Annotated in this window: 16 protein-coding genes; 7 read left to right on the top strand and 9 right to left on the bottom strand. The window is 59.5% G+C overall.

All coding sequences use genetic code 11. The features are described 5' to 3' along the window. Position 1 precedes the first annotated feature (1 nt). Together HX868_RS01870 and HX868_RS01865 are read right to left on the bottom strand one after the other, a co-directional pair. Complete coding sequence (locus HX868_RS01870) at positions 2–1,318, bottom strand: S41 family peptidase (protein WP_038841666.1); 1,317 nt, start codon at positions 1,316–1,318, stop codon at positions 2–4. Between the two features lie 30 nt (positions 1,319–1,348). After that, a complete protein-coding gene (locus tag HX868_RS01865; RefSeq protein WP_177001719.1) occupies positions 1,349–2,644 on the bottom strand; it encodes a murein hydrolase activator EnvC family protein in 1,296 nt (431 codons plus the stop codon). A gap of 243 nt (positions 2,645–2,887) precedes the next feature. Between HX868_RS01865 and HX868_RS01860 the strand changes: the two genes are divergently transcribed. Next, positions 2,888–3,400, top strand: coding sequence for a PBECR2 nuclease fold domain-containing protein (locus HX868_RS01860; RefSeq protein WP_177001718.1), 513 nt, complete (start codon positions 2,888–2,890; stop codon positions 3,398–3,400). A 215-nt stretch (positions 3,401–3,615) separates the two neighbouring features. Here the strand turns inward: HX868_RS01860 and gpmI are convergent, their stop codons facing one another. Beyond that, positions 3,616–5,142, bottom strand: coding sequence for a 2,3-bisphosphoglycerate-independent phosphoglycerate mutase (gene gpmI, locus HX868_RS01855; RefSeq protein WP_177001717.1), 1,527 nt, complete (start codon positions 5,140–5,142; stop codon positions 3,616–3,618). Positions 5,143–5,293: 151 nt separating this feature from the next. On the opposite strand from gpmI, the gene HX868_RS01850 reads away from it, so the two are divergent. From HX868_RS01850 to secB, 3 genes are read left to right on the top strand one after another with little or no spacing between them, the layout of a single operon-like run. Then, entirely contained in the window at positions 5,294–5,707 is a 414-nt protein-coding gene (locus tag HX868_RS01850) for a rhodanese-like domain-containing protein (RefSeq protein ID WP_010213877.1), read from the top strand. A 1-nt stretch (position 5,708) separates the two neighbouring features. After that, positions 5,709–5,963: a glutaredoxin 3 gene (gene grxC / locus HX868_RS01845; RefSeq protein WP_016979125.1), complete on the top strand. Its 255-nt coding sequence runs from the start codon at positions 5,709–5,711 to the stop codon at positions 5,961–5,963. Positions 5,964–6,004: 41 nt separating this feature from the next. Next, positions 6,005–6,484: a protein-export chaperone SecB gene (secB, locus tag HX868_RS01840; RefSeq protein WP_010213875.1), complete on the top strand. Its 480-nt coding sequence runs from the start codon at positions 6,005–6,007 to the stop codon at positions 6,482–6,484. A 168-nt stretch (positions 6,485–6,652) separates the two neighbouring features. Here secB and HX868_RS01835 read toward each other — a convergent pair whose 3' ends face one another. After that, complete coding sequence (locus tag HX868_RS01835) at positions 6,653–7,108, bottom strand: tRNA (cytidine(34)-2'-O)-methyltransferase (RefSeq protein WP_010213874.1); 456 nt, start codon at positions 7,106–7,108, stop codon at positions 6,653–6,655. Between HX868_RS01835 and HX868_RS01830 the strand changes: the two genes are divergently transcribed. Beyond that, positions 7,107–7,547: a hypothetical protein gene (locus HX868_RS01830; RefSeq protein WP_123475254.1), complete on the top strand. Its 441-nt coding sequence runs from the start codon at positions 7,107–7,109 to the stop codon at positions 7,545–7,547. The genes HX868_RS01835 and HX868_RS01830 overlap by 2 nt on opposite strands. Before the next feature lie 395 nt (positions 7,548–7,942). Here the strand turns inward: HX868_RS01830 and ntrC are convergent, their stop codons facing one another. The 5 genes from ntrC to glnA all read right to left on the bottom strand — a co-directional run bounded on the left by ntrC (position 7,943) and on the right by glnA (position 13,322). Next, a complete protein-coding gene (ntrC, locus tag HX868_RS01825) occupies positions 7,943–9,379 on the bottom strand; it encodes a nitrogen regulation protein NR(I) (protein WP_177001716.1) in 1,437 nt (478 codons plus the stop codon). Further along, a complete protein-coding gene (gene glnL, locus HX868_RS01820; RefSeq protein WP_016979130.1) occupies positions 9,376–10,461 on the bottom strand; it encodes a nitrogen regulation protein NR(II) in 1,086 nt (361 codons plus the stop codon). Before glnL ends, ntrC begins: the two co-directional genes overlap by 4 nt. A gap of 285 nt (positions 10,462–10,746) precedes the next feature. Then, positions 10,747–11,172: a cupin domain-containing protein gene (locus tag HX868_RS01815; protein ID WP_177001715.1), complete on the bottom strand. Its 426-nt coding sequence runs from the start codon at positions 11,170–11,172 to the stop codon at positions 10,747–10,749. Positions 11,173–11,249: 77 nt separating this feature from the next. Next, complete coding sequence (locus tag HX868_RS01810; RefSeq protein WP_177001714.1) at positions 11,250–11,786, bottom strand: chorismate mutase; 537 nt, start codon at positions 11,784–11,786, stop codon at positions 11,250–11,252. Positions 11,787–11,915: 129 nt separating this feature from the next. Beyond that, complete coding sequence (gene glnA, locus HX868_RS01805) at positions 11,916–13,322, bottom strand: type I glutamate--ammonia ligase (RefSeq protein ID WP_016979133.1); 1,407 nt, start codon at positions 13,320–13,322, stop codon at positions 11,916–11,918. A gap of 334 nt (positions 13,323–13,656) precedes the next feature. Between glnA and thiI the strand changes: the two genes are divergently transcribed. Both thiI and typA read left to right on the top strand, forming a co-directional pair. Further along, positions 13,657–15,111 carry a tRNA uracil 4-sulfurtransferase ThiI gene (gene thiI, locus HX868_RS01800; protein WP_016979134.1) on the top strand — a complete coding sequence of 485 codons (1,455 nt, stop codon included), beginning with the start codon at positions 13,657–13,659 and terminating at the stop codon, positions 15,109–15,111. A gap of 139 nt (positions 15,112–15,250) precedes the next feature. Beyond that, positions 15,251–17,071, top strand: a complete 1,821-nt coding sequence (gene typA, locus HX868_RS01795; RefSeq protein ID WP_010213863.1) for a translational GTPase TypA — start codon at positions 15,251–15,253, stop codon at positions 17,069–17,071. The last annotated feature ends 62 nt before the right edge of the window (positions 17,072–17,133 follow it).

Below are 17,133 nucleotides of genomic sequence, written 5' to 3'. Positions count from 1 at the left end.
ATCAACGGCTGCGCGTGATGCTCAGGCCCTTGAGCAGGCTCAGCGCCTGGGCCAACTGGTAGTCGTCGTCCTGCGGCATCGGCTTGGCTTTCTTGCTGCTGCCGGTTGGCTGGTCGGCACCGCCGTTGCCGTTGCCCAGGTGACCTTGCAGGTCAGCCTCTTTGTAGTACTCGCTGTCGATCTCGTTGGTGATTTTGGCCTTGCGCACCTCGATGTCCGGCACGATGCCCTGGGCCTGGATCGAACGACCATTCGGCGTGTAATACAGCGCGGTGGTGATTTTCAGCGCGCGCTCGTTGTTCAGCGGCAGCACGGTTTGTACCGAGCCCTTGCCGAAGCTGGTGGTGCCCATCAATACACCGCGTTTCTGGTCTTGCAGGGCGCCAGCGACGATTTCCGACGCCGAGGCGCTGCCGCCGTTGATCAGCACGGCCAGTGGCACGTTTTCGCTGAGGTCGTTGCCGGTGGCCGAGAAGCGCAGCTCGGAGTTGGCGATACGGCCTTTGGTGTAGACAATCAGGCCTTTGGTGATGAAGTGGTCGACCACTTCCACCGCCGACTGCAGCACGCCGCCTGGGTTGTTACGCAGGTCGAGCACGATGCCGTTGAGTTTCTTGCCATTGTCCTTGCGCAGCTTGGCCAGGGCCTTGGCCACTTCGTCACCGGTCTTGACCTGGAACTGGGTGATGCGGATGTAACCGTAGCCCGACTCCAGCAGCTGGCTCTTCACGCTCTTGACCACAATGGTCGCGCGGGTCAGCGTCACGTCAAACGGGTTGCCGCCGTCGCGCACCAGGGTCAGGGTGATTTTCTGGCCGATCTTGCCGCGCATCTTGTCGACGGCTTCGGTCATGGTCTGGCCACGGGTCGGCTGGCCGTTGATCTTGACGATGAAGTCGCCGGCCTGGATACCGGCCTTGGACGCCGGGGTGTCATCAATGGGCGAGACAACCTTGACGTTGCCGTCTTCGGAACCGACTTCAATGCCCAGCCCGCCGAATTCACCGCTGGTGCTTTCCTGCAGCTCGGCGAAATCTTCCGGGCCCAGGTAGGCGGAGTGCGGGTCGAGGTTGCTGAGCATGCCTTTGATGGCATTTTCCAGCAGGGTCTTGTCATCTACGGGTTCGACATAGGCGGCTTTGATCCGGTCCATGACCTCGGCAAAGGTGCGCAGCTCGTCCAGCGGCAAAGGCGCCTTGGTAGTCGCGGCCGAGGCAGCAGGTGCAGCCGGAGCGGCCTGGTCGGCAAATGCCAGAGGCGCGCCGATCACCAGGGCGATCGTCAGGGCCAGCGAGGTGAGGCGGGACAAATGCAGCATGTCGAACGAACTCCTAATGTAGATGCAGCCCTATCCTTGGGAACGGCACCATTGTGCAGGATCGCTCGGGCGGCCCTGCTGACGAATAGCGAAGTACAGCGCCGGGGTGTCCTGGCCACCACTGTTACCGACAGTGGAGATGGATTCACCGGCTTTTACAACATCACCTGCCGACTTGAGTAAAGTCTGATTGTGGCCGTAAAGGCTCAAATAGCCATTACCGTGGTCAAGAATCACCAACAAACCGGCGCCCCGCAGCCAATCGGCGAACACCACGCGCCCACCGTGGACGGCGTGCACCTGGCTGCCGGCGGAGGCGCTGATCATCACGCCATCCCACTTCGCGCGGGTGTCATCGCCACGGGTTTCCCCAAAGCGTGCCAGTAATCGACCATCAACGGGCCATGGAAGTTTGCCGCGGGCTGAAGCAAAAGGGCCGCCGAAGTTCTCACCGGAGCTGGAAACCAGCGGGCCAGGCGCTGCATGTGCCGGTTTACGCGGGGCCGGAGCGTCCGAGGTGGCAGCCAGTTCGGCCTCACGCTGGCGCTTTTTTTCGGCTTCCTGCTGGGCGATCAGCGCTTTCTGCCGCGCTTCTTCGGCCTCACGTGCCTGGCGGGCCAGGGTTTCTTCGATGGTCTTGAGCACTTTGGCCAGGTCGGCCTGGTCCTGCTCGCGGGCCTGCAGCTTGGCGTCACGGGCCTTTACGTCGTCATTGAGTTTGGCCAGGGCCAGTTGGCGTTCCTTGCGGACCTTGTCCAATTCGTTGCGCTGAGTGTCGAGGGCGACTTTCTGGTCTTGCAACTGTGATTGTTGGTTGCCGATCTCCTGCTCGACATTGACCAACTGGCGCAGGGTCTCATTGAAGCTTTTCAGTTGCTCCAGGCGGGCCTTGCTCAGGTAGTCGTAGTAGGTCAGGGTGCGCGCGAATTTCTCGGGGTTCTGCTGGTTGAGCAGCAGCTTGAGGTATTCCTGGCGGCCGTTCTGGTAAGCGGCACGGGCCTGGATCGCGATTAGGCGTTGCTGTTCAACGCGTGCGCTCTGGAGTTTTTTTTTCTCAGCGTCGAGTCGCTCCAGTTCCGACTCGCTCTTCTTTAGTTCTTTTTGCAGCTCCTGGACCTGCTTCTCCAGTTTGCCCATCTCGGTTTCCGTGCCGCGCAGGTCTTTCTGCACCCCGGATTTCTCTTCCTGGAGCTTGCCGAGCAGCTTTTTCAGCTCGGTAATGTCCTGACGCGTAGCGTCCAACTGTTGTTGGGTTTGTGCGCGCTCATCGGCAAACGCCGGTTGGAGCAGGCAGACAAGAGCAAGGGTAATCAAGGCGCGAAGCATAGAGGCGGGCGACACCAGGGAAATGGACGGCCTAGTATGCCCGCCAAGCGCAGCAAAAAAAACGCCTCAAAGCCAACTGCTTTGAGGCGTTCGTCATAAAAAGCCGTTTAGAGCGATTTAATCGGTTGGTTTAGGGGTTTAAACAAAATCGAAGAAACGCCTTGAAACGCTCCGGTTGAACGGGTTTTTGGTTCTGGGAATAGACTCTCGAACCCGCTCACAAGGTAGTCGGCCCGATCGGTAATGCCCCGTATTCATGAACTCAAAGACCAGAAAACCTGGCTTGATCACGGCTTGCCTGACTTGCGTAGCCTCGACCGGGCGCTTCGGTCCTGTTCGCTTGAGGAAGTGACGACAGGCAAGGACATTGCTGATGCTGTTGAAGTCGTGGCTTCCAACTTGGGATTTACCGATTCAGCGTCCTCAGAAATTCGTATCGTTTCTCCGTTGGGAGAAGTGTTGATCCGGCGTGTAACCCTGCGGCACATAGTTGAAAAGCGACAAGATGCCAGAGAGCGATATGTAAAGTTCGCGCTGGATACACTGACCGGGCCTCTGGAAATTTGGCGTGTCGCTTACAGTGATGGCTCAACTCGTTTGGCCTTCATTGGCGCTTATGAAACCAAACGGCAAATGCTGGTGGTTGTGAATATCCAGGCAGGCAATCTGCTGTGGAATTTCATGCAGACCGATGCCAAGGCTTTGAACAAACACCGTCATGGCGAACTGATCTACAGGCGCTACCAACTTTTATAGCAGGCAAAGAAAAGGGCAGTTCGAGAGAACTGCCCTAAATGACATGCTTGATATTCATATACACACCCTCAAGCGGGGGTGTGGAGGTCTCACCCTACGCTGATGTCCAGCCATCGACGGGGTTCCTACGCCAGTTATCGCCGCTGGAGGCAACTGGTTTCGCGCTCAGGTCTATTATTGACGGGCTGCTCGCATTGAGCAACCCCTGAAATATTTCAGACCAGGATTGAGGTGCCAGTCATCTCCACCGGCTTCTCCAACCCCATCAGCATCAGCATGGTCGGCGCCACATCCGCCAGCACGCCGCCAGCACGCACCTTGAAATCACGCTTGCCGACATAGATGAACGGCACTGGCTCGGTGGTGTGGGCGGTGTGGGCCTGGCCGGTGGATTCGTCGGACATCTGCTCGCAGTTGCCGTGGTCGGCGGTGATCAGTGCTTCGCCGCCGACCTTTTCCAGGGCGTCGACGATGCGGCCGACGCATAGGTCCAGGCATTCCACGGCCTTGGTCGCGGCTTCCAGGTTGCCACTGTGGCCGACCATGTCGCCGTTGGCGTAGTTGACCACGATCACGTCGTAACGCTGGTGTTCGATGGCGTCGACGATCTTGTCGGTGACTTCCGGTGCGCTCATTTCCGGCTGCAGGTCGTAGGTGGCGACCTTTGGCGATGGGATCAGGATGCGCTCTTCGCCTGGGAATGGCTCTTCGCGGCCGCCGGAGAAGAAGAAGGTCACGTGGGCGTACTTTTCGGTTTCGGCAATGCGCAGCTGGGTCTTGCCGTTTTTCGCCAAGTAATCGCCCAACACGTTGTCCAGGCTGCCCGGTGCAAAGGCGGCGGGAGCCGGGATGCTGGCGGCGTACTGGGTCAGGCCCACGTACTGCACTTTCGGCTGGCGGGCGCGTTCGAATTCCTTGAAACCGTCTTCGACAAACACGCGGCTCAGCTCGCGGGCGCGGTCGGCGCGGAAGTTCATGAACACTACGGCGTCGCCGTCTTCTACTTTCACCGGCTCACCAATGGTGGTGGCTTTGACGAATTCATCGCTCTCGCCACGGTTGTAGGCGGCTTCCAGGCCTTCCTGGGCGGTGGCGGCGTGGAACTCGGCCTGGCCGTCAACGATCAGGTTGTAGGCCTGGGAGACGCGGTCCCAGCGGTTGTCGCGGTCCATGGCGAAGTAACGGCCCACCAGGCTGGCGATGCGGCCTTTGCCCAGCGCTGCGAAGGTGGCGTCGAGCAGTTCAATGGACGACTGCGCGCTTTTCGGCGGCGTGTCGCGGCCGTCGAGGAAGGCGTGCAGGTAGATCTTGTCGGCGCCACGCTTGAAGGCCAGTTCGGCCATGGCGACCAAGTGATCCTGGTGGCTGTGGACGCCGCCATCGGACAGCAAGCCCATGAAGTGCACGGCCTTGCCAGCGGCTACTGCTTTATCTACCGCGGCGCAGATGGTGGGGTTCTCGAAGAACTCGCCATCGCGGATCGCTTTGGTCACACGGGTGAAGTCTTGATATACCACTCGTCCGGCGCCGAGGTTCATGTGGCCGACTTCCGAGTTGCCCATCTGGCCGTCCGGCAGGCCTACGTCCATGCCGGAACCTGAGATCAGGCCGTTGGGTACGGTGGCGGTCAGGCGGTCGAGTACCGGCTTCTTGGCCGCGTATACCGCGTTGTCGTGGTGGCTTTCACTGTGTCCGAAGCCATCGAGAATTATCAGGACCAAAGGTTTAGGCGTAGTAGTCATAGATCCTCTCGCGGCGGTAATAAAGGAAGACAATTGAAAAGGGAGTGGCAGTTTAAAGCGAAGTTCCGACCACGTCACCGCTTTACGGGGGTTGGCCCCCCCTGACGGCTGTGTATACTTACCGCCATTTTAACGCCCTGGAACCTCCTTGATGGTTGATCACCTGATTGCATTTGCCACTGCCCACTACCTGCTTGTGGGTGCCTTCGTCATCCTGCTGGCGCTGCTGATCGCTCACGAATTGAGCCGCGGTGGCCGCAGCCTGAGCACGGCGGAGCTGACCGCGCTGGTCAACAAGGACGAGGCCGTTGTCGTGGACATCCGCCCGGCCAAGGATTTCGCCACCGGCCACATCGTCGGTGCCCTGAACATTCCGCAAGACAAGCTGATCGCGCGCCTGGCCGAGCTGGAAAAGCACAAGGCCAAGACCATCATCCTGGTCGACGCCCAAGGCCAGCACGCCGGCACCCACGCCCGCGAAATGCTCAAGACCGGTTTCACCGCTGCCAAGCTGTCCGGTGGCATCAGCAGCTGGCGCGCCGATAACCTGCCGCTGGTGAAGTGATATGACTCAGGTTGTCGTGTATTCCAGCGATTGGTGCCCTTACTGCATGCGGGCCAAGGCCCTGCTGGAGAAAAAGGGCGTTGCCTTCGAAGAGATCAAGGTCGACGGCAAACCCCAGGTGCGCGCCGAAATGGCCCAGAAGGCGGGGCGCACGTCCGTGCCACAGATCTGGATCGGCGCCAAGCACATCGGTGGTTGCGACGACCTGTTCGCCCTTGAGCGCGCCGGTAAACTCGATGCGCTGCTGCTCGTCTGACTCCTAAACCCTAAAAGACCCCAAGATCACAAGGATCTGCGATGACTGACCAACAGAACACCGAAGCTGCAGAAGCCCAAGCGCCACAGTTCTCGCTGCAGCGCATCTACGTGCGTGACCTGTCGTTCGAAGCGCCGAAAAGCCCGGCCATCTTCCGCCAGGAATGGACCCCAAGCGTTGCGTTGGACCTGAACACCCGCCAAAAAGCCCTGGAAGGCGACTTCCACGAGGTGGTGCTGACCCTGTCCGTGACCGTCAAGAATGGCGAAGAAGTCGCCTTCATCGCTGAAGTGCAACAGGCCGGTATCTTCCTGATCCAGGGCCTGGACGAAGCGTCCATGAGCCACACCCTGGGCGCGTTCTGCCCGAACATCCTGTTCCCGTATGCCCGCGAGACCCTGGACAGCCTGGTCACCCGTGGCTCGTTCCCAGCGCTGATGCTGGCTCCGGTGAATTTTGATGCCCTGTACGCTCAAGAGCTGCAGCGCATGCAACAGGAAGGTTCGTCGACGGTTCAGTAAACCGTCGATGTAAAAAAGCGCCCTAACCGGCGCTTTTTTATTGGACACGATCTTTGTAGGAGCGAGCTTGCTCGCGAAAAACGTCAACGGTGACGCGGGCATTCTGGATGCGCGCGGTGTTCTGGAGTTTTTCGCGAGCAAGCTCGCTCCTACAGTGAAAAGGCGGTGTTACTTGAAGCCGAGCTGTCGCCAGCCTTCGTAGACGGCAACGGCCACGGTATTGGACAGGTTCAGGCTGCGGCAGCCCTCGCGCATCGGCAAACGCAGGCGATGACCGTCGGGCAGCGCGTCAAGCACCTCCGCCGGCAGGCCCCGGCTTTCCGGGCCGAACAGGAAGGCGTCACCTTCGGCAAAGCTGACATCATGGAACGGCTGCGAGCCCTTGGTGGTGAACGCGAACAACCGTGGGTGGCCCAGGCTTTCCAGGCAACTGGCCAGGTCGGCGTGGCGCTTGAGCGTGGCGTACTCGTGGTAGTCCAGCCCGGCACGGCGCAGGCGCTTGTCGTCCATGTCGAAGCCCAAAGGCTCGATCAAATGCAGGTGGCAGCCACTGTTGGCGCACAGCCTGATAACGTTGCCGGTATTCGGCGGAATTTCTGGTTGAAAAAGGATGACGTGAAACATGCACGGCTCCGAAGGCAAAGATGCGCTGCATTCTACCCCCGAAGAGGACCCAAGGCCGAAGCTTATGCCGCGGGTCATGGGCTCTTTGGCAATTGTTGGCTTGATGGTGGGCCTGATGATCGGCCGACTGACCACCCCGGACCCGGTCGAGTTGCAACAGGTCGAGACTGCGGCGGACGGCGTGGTGGTGTGGTTCAACAGCGAACCCAAGCTGCACGGCGAGCATATCGACGGCACCGTGGCGCTGCTGTTCGACGCGCAAGGCAAGGCTGCCAGTGGGCAACTCAAGGTCAATGACAAGGATGTGAACTGGCGCGTGCGTAAGACCGACGGCGGCCTGTTGTTAAACCTGGTGGCGGCTCGGCCGTTGCGCGGGGAATGGAAAGGAGAGGAGGCTGACGGCCGCTGGCGGCTGGAGATCCATCTCCAAGAGCAATAAAAGAGGGAGTTCCCGGCCTGCCTGTACCAGGGCTCCCAAAACGGGGTGAAGCTTTCAAGGCTTCGGTGTTAAAGAGGGAATCCCCGGCCTGCCTGTACCGAGGTTCCCCAAAGCGGTGTGGAGCGCGACGCGGTTCGCATCAAGCACCCCGGGTGTAAAGAGGGGATTCTCGGCCTGCCTGTACCAAGGTCCCCGAAACTGGGTAGTACAGGGGTTACTGCAGGGCGCGTGCCAGAGTCGGCAAAGTGTGCCAAAAAATTTCTCCAGAAAGCGCAAAGCCCCGGAATACGGGGCTTTGGTGTTTTTGGCGTTCAGCTTTTGTCGATCCGGACTGCTAATTTTGAGATCGGATCCATGCCCAATGCCGGTTCATGGTGCATTGAAGCGGTGCACCTTTAGCCCTCGTCGCCCTCGTCATCATCCCCACCGTCGACCTTCATCCCCAGCTCCTTGATCTTGCGAGTCAGGGTATTGCGGCCCCAGCCCAGCAACACGGCGGCATCGCGACGGCGACCGGCGGTGTGCTTGAGGGCGGTTTCGATCATGATCCGCTCGAACGCCGGCACGGCGCTGTCCAGCAGGTTCGACTGACCGCGTGCCAGTGCCTGGTCGGCCCATTGGCGCAAAGCCTGCTCCCAGTTGGTCACAGGGGCGGAGTCGTGGGGCAGGCTCAACAGCTCCGGCGGCAGGTCGCTGATGTGCACTTCGCGCCCGGACGCCATCACCGTGATCCAGCGGCAGGTGTTCTCCAGTTGACGCACGTTGCCCGGCCACGGCAGGTTCTTCAGGTATTCCTCGGTCTCGCTTTTCAGCAGTTTCGGCTCGACCGCCAGCTCCTGGGCAGCGCGGCTGAGGAAATGGCGGGCCAGGGTCGGAATGTCTTCGCGACGGTCCGACATTCGTGGAATGTGAATGCGGATCACGTTGAGGCGATGGAACAAGTCCTCACGGAATTTGCCCGCGTGGACCAGAGTTTCCAGATTCTGGTGGGTCGCCGCGATGATGCGCACGTCGACCTTGACCGGCGTGTGCCCGCCGACCCGATAGAACTCACCGTCGGCCAGAACGCGCAGCAGGCGTGTCTGAGTGTCGGCTGGCATGTCGCCGATTTCATCGAGGAACAGCGTGCCGCCGTCCGCCTGCTCAAAGCGGCCGCGGCGCAGGTTGGCTGCGCCAGTGAACGCGCCTTTTTCATGGCCGAACAGCTCGGACTCCATCAAATCCTTGGGAATCGCCGCCATGTTCAGCGCAATGAACGGCGAGGCCGCCCGTGGGCTGTGGCGGTGCAGTGCATGGGCGACCAGCTCTTTACCGGTGCCCGATTCGCCGTTGATCAGCACGGTGATGTTGGAATGGCTCAAGCGCCCGATGGCGCGAAACACTTCCTGCATCGCCGGCGCTTCGCCGATGATTTCCGGGGTACGGGTCAGGGCCGGCGGGGCTTCCTGGTTCTGCTGTTCCTGGGCGTGCTGGTTGGCGCGCTTGACCAGCGCCACCGCCTCGTCCACGTCGAACGGCTTGGGCAGGTATTCAAAGGCGCCGCCCTGATAGGACGCGACAGCGCTGTCCAGATCCGAGTGCGCGGTCATGATGATCACCGGCAGGCGCGGGTGCTGCTCGCGGATGCGCGCCAGCAGGTCCAGGCCACTGGCGCCGGGCATGCGGATGTCGGAGATGATCACGTCGGGCTGCTGGCGCGCCAGGCGGCTCATCACGCCGTCGGCGCTGTCGAAGCTCTGGGTAGTCATGCCTTCCTGTTGCAAGGCTTTCTCGAGGACCCAGCGGATAGAACGGTCGTCATCGACGATCCAGACAGTTTCACTACGGCTCATGTCGATGGGGCTCCTTGTTCCAGTGGCAGAAAGATCGAGAAGGTGGTGTGGCCAGGATGGCTCTCACATTCGATCAGGCCCTGATGCTGGCTGATGATGTTCTGGGTAATGGCCAGGCCCAGCCCGGTACCGTCCGGGCGGCCACTGACCATGGGAAAGAAAATGGTTTCCTGGAGTTCCGCAGGAATGCCCGGACCGTTGTCGATGATCTCGACCTTGGTCACCAGGCGATGGCGCACGTGGCCGATGGTGAACTGGCGCAGGGCGCGGGTGCGCAGGCTGATGCGGCCCAGGCGCAGCTCGTTCTGGCTGCTGATGGCCTGCATGGCGTTGCGTACGATATTGAGCACCGCCTGGATCATCTGTTCGCGGTCGATCAATACGTCGGGAATGCTTGGGTCGTAGTCGCGCACCAAGGTGATGCAGCCTTGGCTTTCCGCCTCGACCAGTTGGCAGACACGCTCCAGCACTTCGTGCACGTTGGTCATCGCCAGCGACGGCAGCTTGTTGGAGCCGAGCATGCGGTCCACCAGGTTACGCAGGCGGTCGGCCTCCTCGATGATGACGTTGGTGTAGTCCTTGAGATTCTCGTCCGGCAGCTCGCGGGCCAGCAGTTGCGCAGCGCCACGGATGCCGCCGAGTGGGTTCTTGATCTCATGGGCCAGGCCGCGCACCAGCATCTTGCTGGTCTCCTGCTTGGACAACTGCGCTTCTTCCTTGGTGATACGCAGCAAGCGGTCACGGGGGTGCACTTCCAGCAGCAGCAGGGTGGCGCCGTTGCTCAGGATCGGGGTCACGGCGTAGTCGACGGTCAGCGTCTGGCCGGTAAGGGCCGTGAGCATCGCCTCGCGCTTGGTAAACGGGTGTGCTTGCTCCACGGCCTGGCGCAATGAGCTCAAGGCTTCGGCCGACTCGGTGAACAATTCGCTGATGAACTGCCCATGGCTGCGCTGGCCGCTGATAGCCAGGAGCATCTCCGCCGCCGGGTTCATGTACTCAAGACGCAGGTCGTCATTGAGCAGGATGGTCGCGGTGGTCAGGTTGTCGAGTAGCAATCGGTGCAGTGCATCGCTGATGGTCATCAGGACCTCTTTTGGAGCAAGGCGCGGGCTTGAGGCACACGCTGATACAAGGAAAATGCAAAAACCAAACCAAGGCTCCGAAAAGAAGCGTGCAAGCCCTGAAATGGGGGTTTTAGGCGCGAAACTGTGGCGTTCTGCCAGCTTGCTCGGGAAGTTTCGAACCAAAATGGGCTGGGCAGGTGGGAAGGGTGCAGCCTATCGCACCAATATAGTGCGGATTTGTGAAGGTTGTTCAGGAAGTGGTAAGCGGACCGTTTTCAAAGCGGATGAAAACGGCCCGTGGGGTCAGTGTTGCTCTGACAGCGGCATGCCCTGTGTGCCGGCGTAAAACACCAGAAGCTCAACCGGGGTGTCTCCGGTGACACCGCGATGTTCGGTGTCCACCATCTCGGCCAGGGTTTGGCCTTGCCTCAAGGTGCGCGTAGCCCCACTGCTGCGGGCCTCGACGGTCAGCTCACCCGAAACGATATAGGCGGCGTTGGGCATGGGGTGGGTGTGCCAAGGCAATTGCGTTCGCGCTGGGATCTTCAGGCGAATCAGTGTGAGCTGCGGCGGGCCGGAGGGGTAGGCTTTGTAGGGTGTGCCATCCCACGACTCGCTGCGTTCAAGTAAAACCTCTTTCTCGATCTGTGCCGCATCCTTTGCCTGCGTGCCGCAGCCCAGCAACGACAAACCGAGCGCTGCTGCAATCAAGCACTTGAGGGTGTCCATGGTTCCATCCTGTTCAGTGAGTGAACGCTCAGGCTATGGCGGTCGGCCCAGGTGAATATGCAGGACGGATCCTCAAATCAGGTAGGTCGAACGCAGAGTTCGGCTGTGGCACGGATCATCGCCAGTTGACGCAATGGGTCGTTCAGCGGCTCATGCACGGCTTCGGCCAGCCATTGTGGGCATTGTGGATCGGTGCGCTGCGGGGTGAAGTCAGCCAATTGCTGCAGCAGGCGCTTTTGCAGTTCGTCCAACTGCGGGCGGATCTGTTTCACCAGGTCCGGGCGCGGATCGTCGGGCGCCTTGCCTTGGAACTGCCAGTCGGACAGATGGGTGTACTGCACCAGTTTGTTCGCCTCGATCTGCGCCGCGAAAAACTGCTCGACGGCGGCCGGCGCCAATGCGTAGCTCGGTGCCTGGGCGACGACGCTGGCGATCACTTCCTGTTCGCGCTTTTTGTCCTCTACCGGCTTGTGGCTGTCCCATTTGCTTAGCGCTACCTGGTCGGCGATCTCCAGGCGTTCGGCGATGCTGTTGAGCAGCGGGGCGAGCGTGGCGGGCGCCGCAGAGGCGTTGGCGCTGATCAATAGCAGGGCAAAGGCGATTCGAAGTTTCAAGGTCGGTGTCCTGGTCGAGTGGTTGGGCGAGGCCTCAATAGTGAGGCTGTCAGGCTTTTATGTCAGGCAAAAAAAAGACCTCCCGAAGGAGGTCTTTTTCATCACGCTACGTTAAATAGCGCTACCGGATCAGCAGCTGTAGTACAGCTCGTATTCCAGTGGGTGTACGAAAGTACGAACCTTGATTTCTTCTTCGCTTTTCAGGCCGATGTAAGCGTCGATGAAGTCGTCGCTGAACACGCCGCCCTTGGTCAGGAACGCACGGCCCTTGTCCAGCTCTTCCAGGGCTTCTTTCAGGCTGCCGCACACTTGTGGGATCTCTTTGGCCTCTTCAGGCGGCAGGTCGTACAAGTTTTTGTCGGCGGCGTCGCCTGGGTGGATCTTGTTCTGGATACCGTCCAGGCCGGCCATTACCAGGGCAGCGAAGGCCAGGTACGGGTTGGCTGCTGGATCCGGGAAGCGGGCTTCGATACGGCGAGCGCGAGGGCTGGACACGTAAGGAATACGGATCGAAGCGGAACGGTTGCGCGCCGAGTAGGCCAGCATTACCGGTGCTTCGAAACCTGGGACCAGACGCTTGTAGGAGTTGGTCGACGGGTTGGTGAAGCCGTTCAGGGCCTTACCGTGCTTGATGATACCGCCGATGAAGTACAGGGCAGTGTCGGACAGGCCGGCATAACCTTCGCCAGCGAAGGTGTTCTTGCCATCTTTGGCGATGGACAGGTGAACGTGCATACCCGAACCGTTATCGCCGTACAGTGGCTTAGGCATGAAGGTAGCGGTACGGCCGTAAGCGACGGCAGTGTTGTGTACGCAGTACTTCAGGGTCTGTACTTCGTCAGCCTTGGCAACCAGGGTGTTGAACTTCACACCGATTTCGTTCTGACCGGCAGTGGCCACTTCGTGGTGGTGCACTTCGATGACCAGGCCCATGTCTTCCATGGCGTTGCACATGGAGGTACGGATTTCGTGGTCGTGGTCGAACGGCGGAACTGGGAAGTAGCCACCTTTGATACCTGGACGGTGGCCATGGTTGCCGCCTTCCACGTCCTGGTCGGACATCCAAGAGCCTTGTTCGGAGTAGATCTTGAACATGGAACCGGAGATGTCGGACTTGAACTTCACTTGGTCGAAGATGAAGAATTCTGGCTCTGGGCCTACGAATACGGTGTCACCGATACCGGTGGACTTCAGGTATTCCTCGGCACGCTTGGCGATCGCACGTGGGTCGCGGTCGTAGCCTTGCATGGTCGAAGGCTCGATCACGTCGCAGACCAGGATCAGGGTCGGCTCTTCGGTGAACGGGTCGAGTACGGCAGTGCTGTCGTCCGGCATCAGGATCATGTCGGAGGCTTCGATGCCTTTCCAGCCAGCGATGGAGGAACCGTCGAACATTTTGCCTTCTTCGAAGAAAGCTTCATCCAGCGCGTCGCGAGCCGGCATGGTCACGTGGTGCTGAGTGCCTTTGGTGTCCGTGAAGCGCAGATCAATCCATTTAACGTCATGATCTTTGATGAGTTGAACCGACTTCGACATAGTGTCCTCCGGGTGGCTTCGGGCTGGGGTAGTGGAGTTAGCCCTTAGAATGTGGGTGATGCCGGCGCGGATAGTCCGCCATGGCAACCTGCCTCACAAGAGAGCAAATTGCATGCCAGTGCGCCAACATGGGTTTTCTGCTCCAAAAACGCCCCTATAAAGGTGCATTGCGACAAAAGCCCAAAAATAGCGCACCGCAATGTAGCGCAAAGGCACATAAATGCACCTCTTTAGTGCGTTGCGCTTACGATGCATATTAACTGGTTAAACGTTGAGCGATTTCCGCTATAATCCGCGCCCCCCTTTTTCAGCAGGCCCGGCGCGCGCTGTTTCCATGAAATTAATCGTTAAAGTCTTCCCCGAGATCACCATCAAGAGCCGACCGGTACGGACGCGTTTCATCCGTCAGTTGGCCAAGAACATCCGTGCCGTGCTCCGCGATCTGGACCCGGCTGTGGTGGTGAACGGCGTGTGGGACAACCTCGAGCTGGAAACCCGTGTCACCGAGCCCAAAGCCTTGAAGGACATGACCGAGCGCCTGAGCTGCATGCCGGGCATCGCGCATTTCCTGCAGGTGGATGAGTACCCGCTGGGCGACTTCGACGACATCACCGAGAAGTGCAAACAGCACTACGGCAGTGAGCTGGAAGGCAAGATCTTTTCGGTGCGTTGCAAGCGTGCCGGCAAGCACACTTTCAGCTCCATGGATGTCGAGAAATACGTCGGCAGCAAGCTGCGTCGCGAGTGCGGCGCCGCCGGAATTTCCCTGAAAGCGCCGCAAATTGAAGTGCGCATGGAAATTCGCGACCAACGGTTGTTTGTGATCCACAGCCAGCACAACAGCATCGGCGGCTACCCGCTGGGCGCCCTGGAACAGACCCTGGTCCTGATGTCCGGCGGTTTCGATTCGACGGTTGCCGCTTACCAGATCATGCGCCGTGGCCTGATGAGCCACTTCTGCTTCTTTAACCTGGGCGGGCGTGCACACGAATTGGGCGTGATGGAAGTCGCGCACTTTATCTGGAAGAAGTACGGCAGCTCCCAGCGCGTGCTATTTGTGAGCGTACCGTTTGAGGAAGTGCTGGGCGAAATTCTCGGCAAAGTCGATAACGGTCATATGGGCGTGGTATTGAAGCGTATGATGTTGCGCGCCGCGTCGCAGATTGCCGACCGCTTGCAGATCGACGCGTTGGTGACCGGTGAAGCGATTTCCCAGGTGTCGAGCCAGACGCTGCCGAACCTGTCGATCATCGATTGCGTCACCGAGAAGCTGGTATTGCGCCCGCTGATCGCCAGCCACAAGCAGGACATCATCGACCTGGCAGAAGAAATCGGCACCGCCGACTTTGCCAAGCACATGCCCGAGTACTGCGGGGTCATTTCGGTGAACCCCAAGACCCACGCCAAGCGCCACCGCGTGGAGCATGAAGAGAAAGAATTCGACATGGCGATTCTGGAGCGTGCGCTCGAGAACGCCAAACTGGTCCCGATCGATCGCGTAATCGACGAACTGGGCCAGGATGTGAAGATCGAAGAAGTCAGCGAAGCCCTGGCCGGCCAGATCGTCGTCGACATCCGTCACCCGGATGCCGCTGAAGATGAGCCGCTGGAAATTCCTGGCATCGACGTACAAACGCTGCCGTTTTATGCATTGAACGCGCGTTTCAAGGAACTGGATAACAGCCGTCAGTACCTGCTGTATTGCGACAAAGGCGTGATGAGTCGCCTGCATGCCCACCATTTGCTCAGTGAGGGGCATGCCAATGTGCGCGTTTATCGACCGAGCTAAGAGCCCGGGGCTGTTTGCCTGTGGCCTGCGTCACCGGCCCCCCGACTCTGCCGTCAAGCTGTAACGGCAAGGCCTGACTCTACTGTTAATCGCTGCCACGACCTGTCAGCACACCGAATCCTCTGATCGAGATACACAAGTGATCGAAAATCTACGTAACATCGCCATCATTGCTCACGTTGACCATGGTAAAACCACCCTGGTAGACAAACTCCTGCGTCAATCCGGCACCCTGGAGCGCAACGAGCTCAACGACGAGCGCGTGATGGACTCCAACGACCAGGAAAAAGAGCGCGGTATTACCATCCTGGCTAAAAACACCGCTATCAACTGGAACGGCTACCACATCAACATCGTGGATACCCCGGGCCACGCCGACTTCGGCGGCGAAGTAGAACGCGTAATGTCGATGGTTGACTCCGTTCTGCTGCTGGTTGATGCCCAAGACGGCCCTATGCCGCAAACCCGTTTCGTGACCAAAAAGGCTTTCGAAGCCGGCCTGCGTCCGATCGTGTGCATCAACAAGGTTGACCGTCCAGGCGCGCGTCCGGACTGGGTTCTGGACCAGATCTTCGACCTGTTCGACAACCTGGGTGCCACCGAAGAACAGCTGGACTTCAAAGTCGTCTACGCTTCGGCCCTGAACGGTATTGCCGGTCTGGATCACACCGACATGGCTGAAGACATGACCCCGCTGTACCAGTCGATCGTCGACAACGTTCCAGCCCCGGCTGTTGACCGTGACGGCGCGTTCCAGATGCAGATCTCCGCACTGGACTACAACAGCTTCCTGGGTGTTATCGGCGTTGGCCGTATCGCTCGTGGTCGCGTCAAGCCGAACACCCCGGTTGTCGCTATCGGCGCCGACGGCAAGAAGCGCAACGGTCGTATCCTGAAGCTGATGGGTCACCACGGTCTGCACCGCATCGACGTTGAAGAAGCCGCTGCTGGCGACATCGTGTGCATCAGCGGTATGGACTCGCTGTTCATCTCCGACACCCTGTGCCACCCGGACACCGTCGAGGCGATGAAGCCTCTGACCGTTGACGAGCCAACCGTTTCCATGACCTTCCAGGTAAACGACTCGCCTTTCTGCGGTAAAGAAGGCAAGTTCGTGACTTCCCGTAACATCAAGGAACGTCTGGACAAAGAGCTGCTGTACAACGTTGCTCTGCGCGTTGAAGAAGGCGACTCGGCTGACAAGTTCAAGGTATCCGGCCGTGGTGAGTTGCACCTCTCGGTACTGATCGAAACCATGCGTCGCGAAGGCTTCGAAATGGGCGTTGGTCGTCCAGAAGTGATCATCCGTCAGGTTGACGGCGTGAAGCAGGAACCGTTCGAAAACGTCACCATCGACACCCCGGAAGAATCCCAGGGCAAGGTGATGGAAGAGATGGGTCTGCGTAAAGGCGACCTGACCAACATGGTGCCGGATGGCAAAGGCCGTGTGCGTCTGGAATACAACATCCCTGCGCGTGGTCTCATCGGTTTCCGTAACCAGTTCCTGACCCTGACCAACGGTGCTGGCATCCTGACCTCGATCTTCGATCGCTACGACACCATGAAGTCCGGCGACATGTCCGGCCGTCAGAACGGTGTTCTGGTATCGGTAGAAACCGGCAAGGCGCTGACCTACTCCCTGGAAACCCTCCAGGCGCGTGGCAAGCTGTTCGTTGAACACGGTCAAGAGATCTACAACGGTCAGATCGTTGGTCTGAACAGCCGTGACAACGACATGGGCGTCAACCCAACCAAAGGCAAGAAGCTCGACAACATGCGTGCTTCGGGCAAAGACGAAACCATCGCTCTGGTTCCACCTGTTCGCTTCACCCTGGAACAGGCCCTGGAATTCATCCAGGACGACGAGCTGTGCGAAGTCACGCCTAAGTCGATCCGCCTGCGTAAGAAGATCCTGGACGAAGGCGAGCGTACCCGCGCTGCCAAGAAAGCCAAGAACTGAGTTAACTCAGGCTGAATGAAAAACGCCCCCGGTCGAAAGGCCGGGGGCGTTTTTTTGTGCCT

It is taken from the genome of Pseudomonas reactans (assembly GCF_013385825.1).
GTDB classification, from domain to species: domain Bacteria; phylum Pseudomonadota; class Gammaproteobacteria; order Pseudomonadales; family Pseudomonadaceae; genus Aquipseudomonas; species Aquipseudomonas reactans.
The sequence above is the reverse complement of the archived record's forward strand: the minus strand, read 5'-3'. Positions and strand labels throughout refer to the sequence as shown.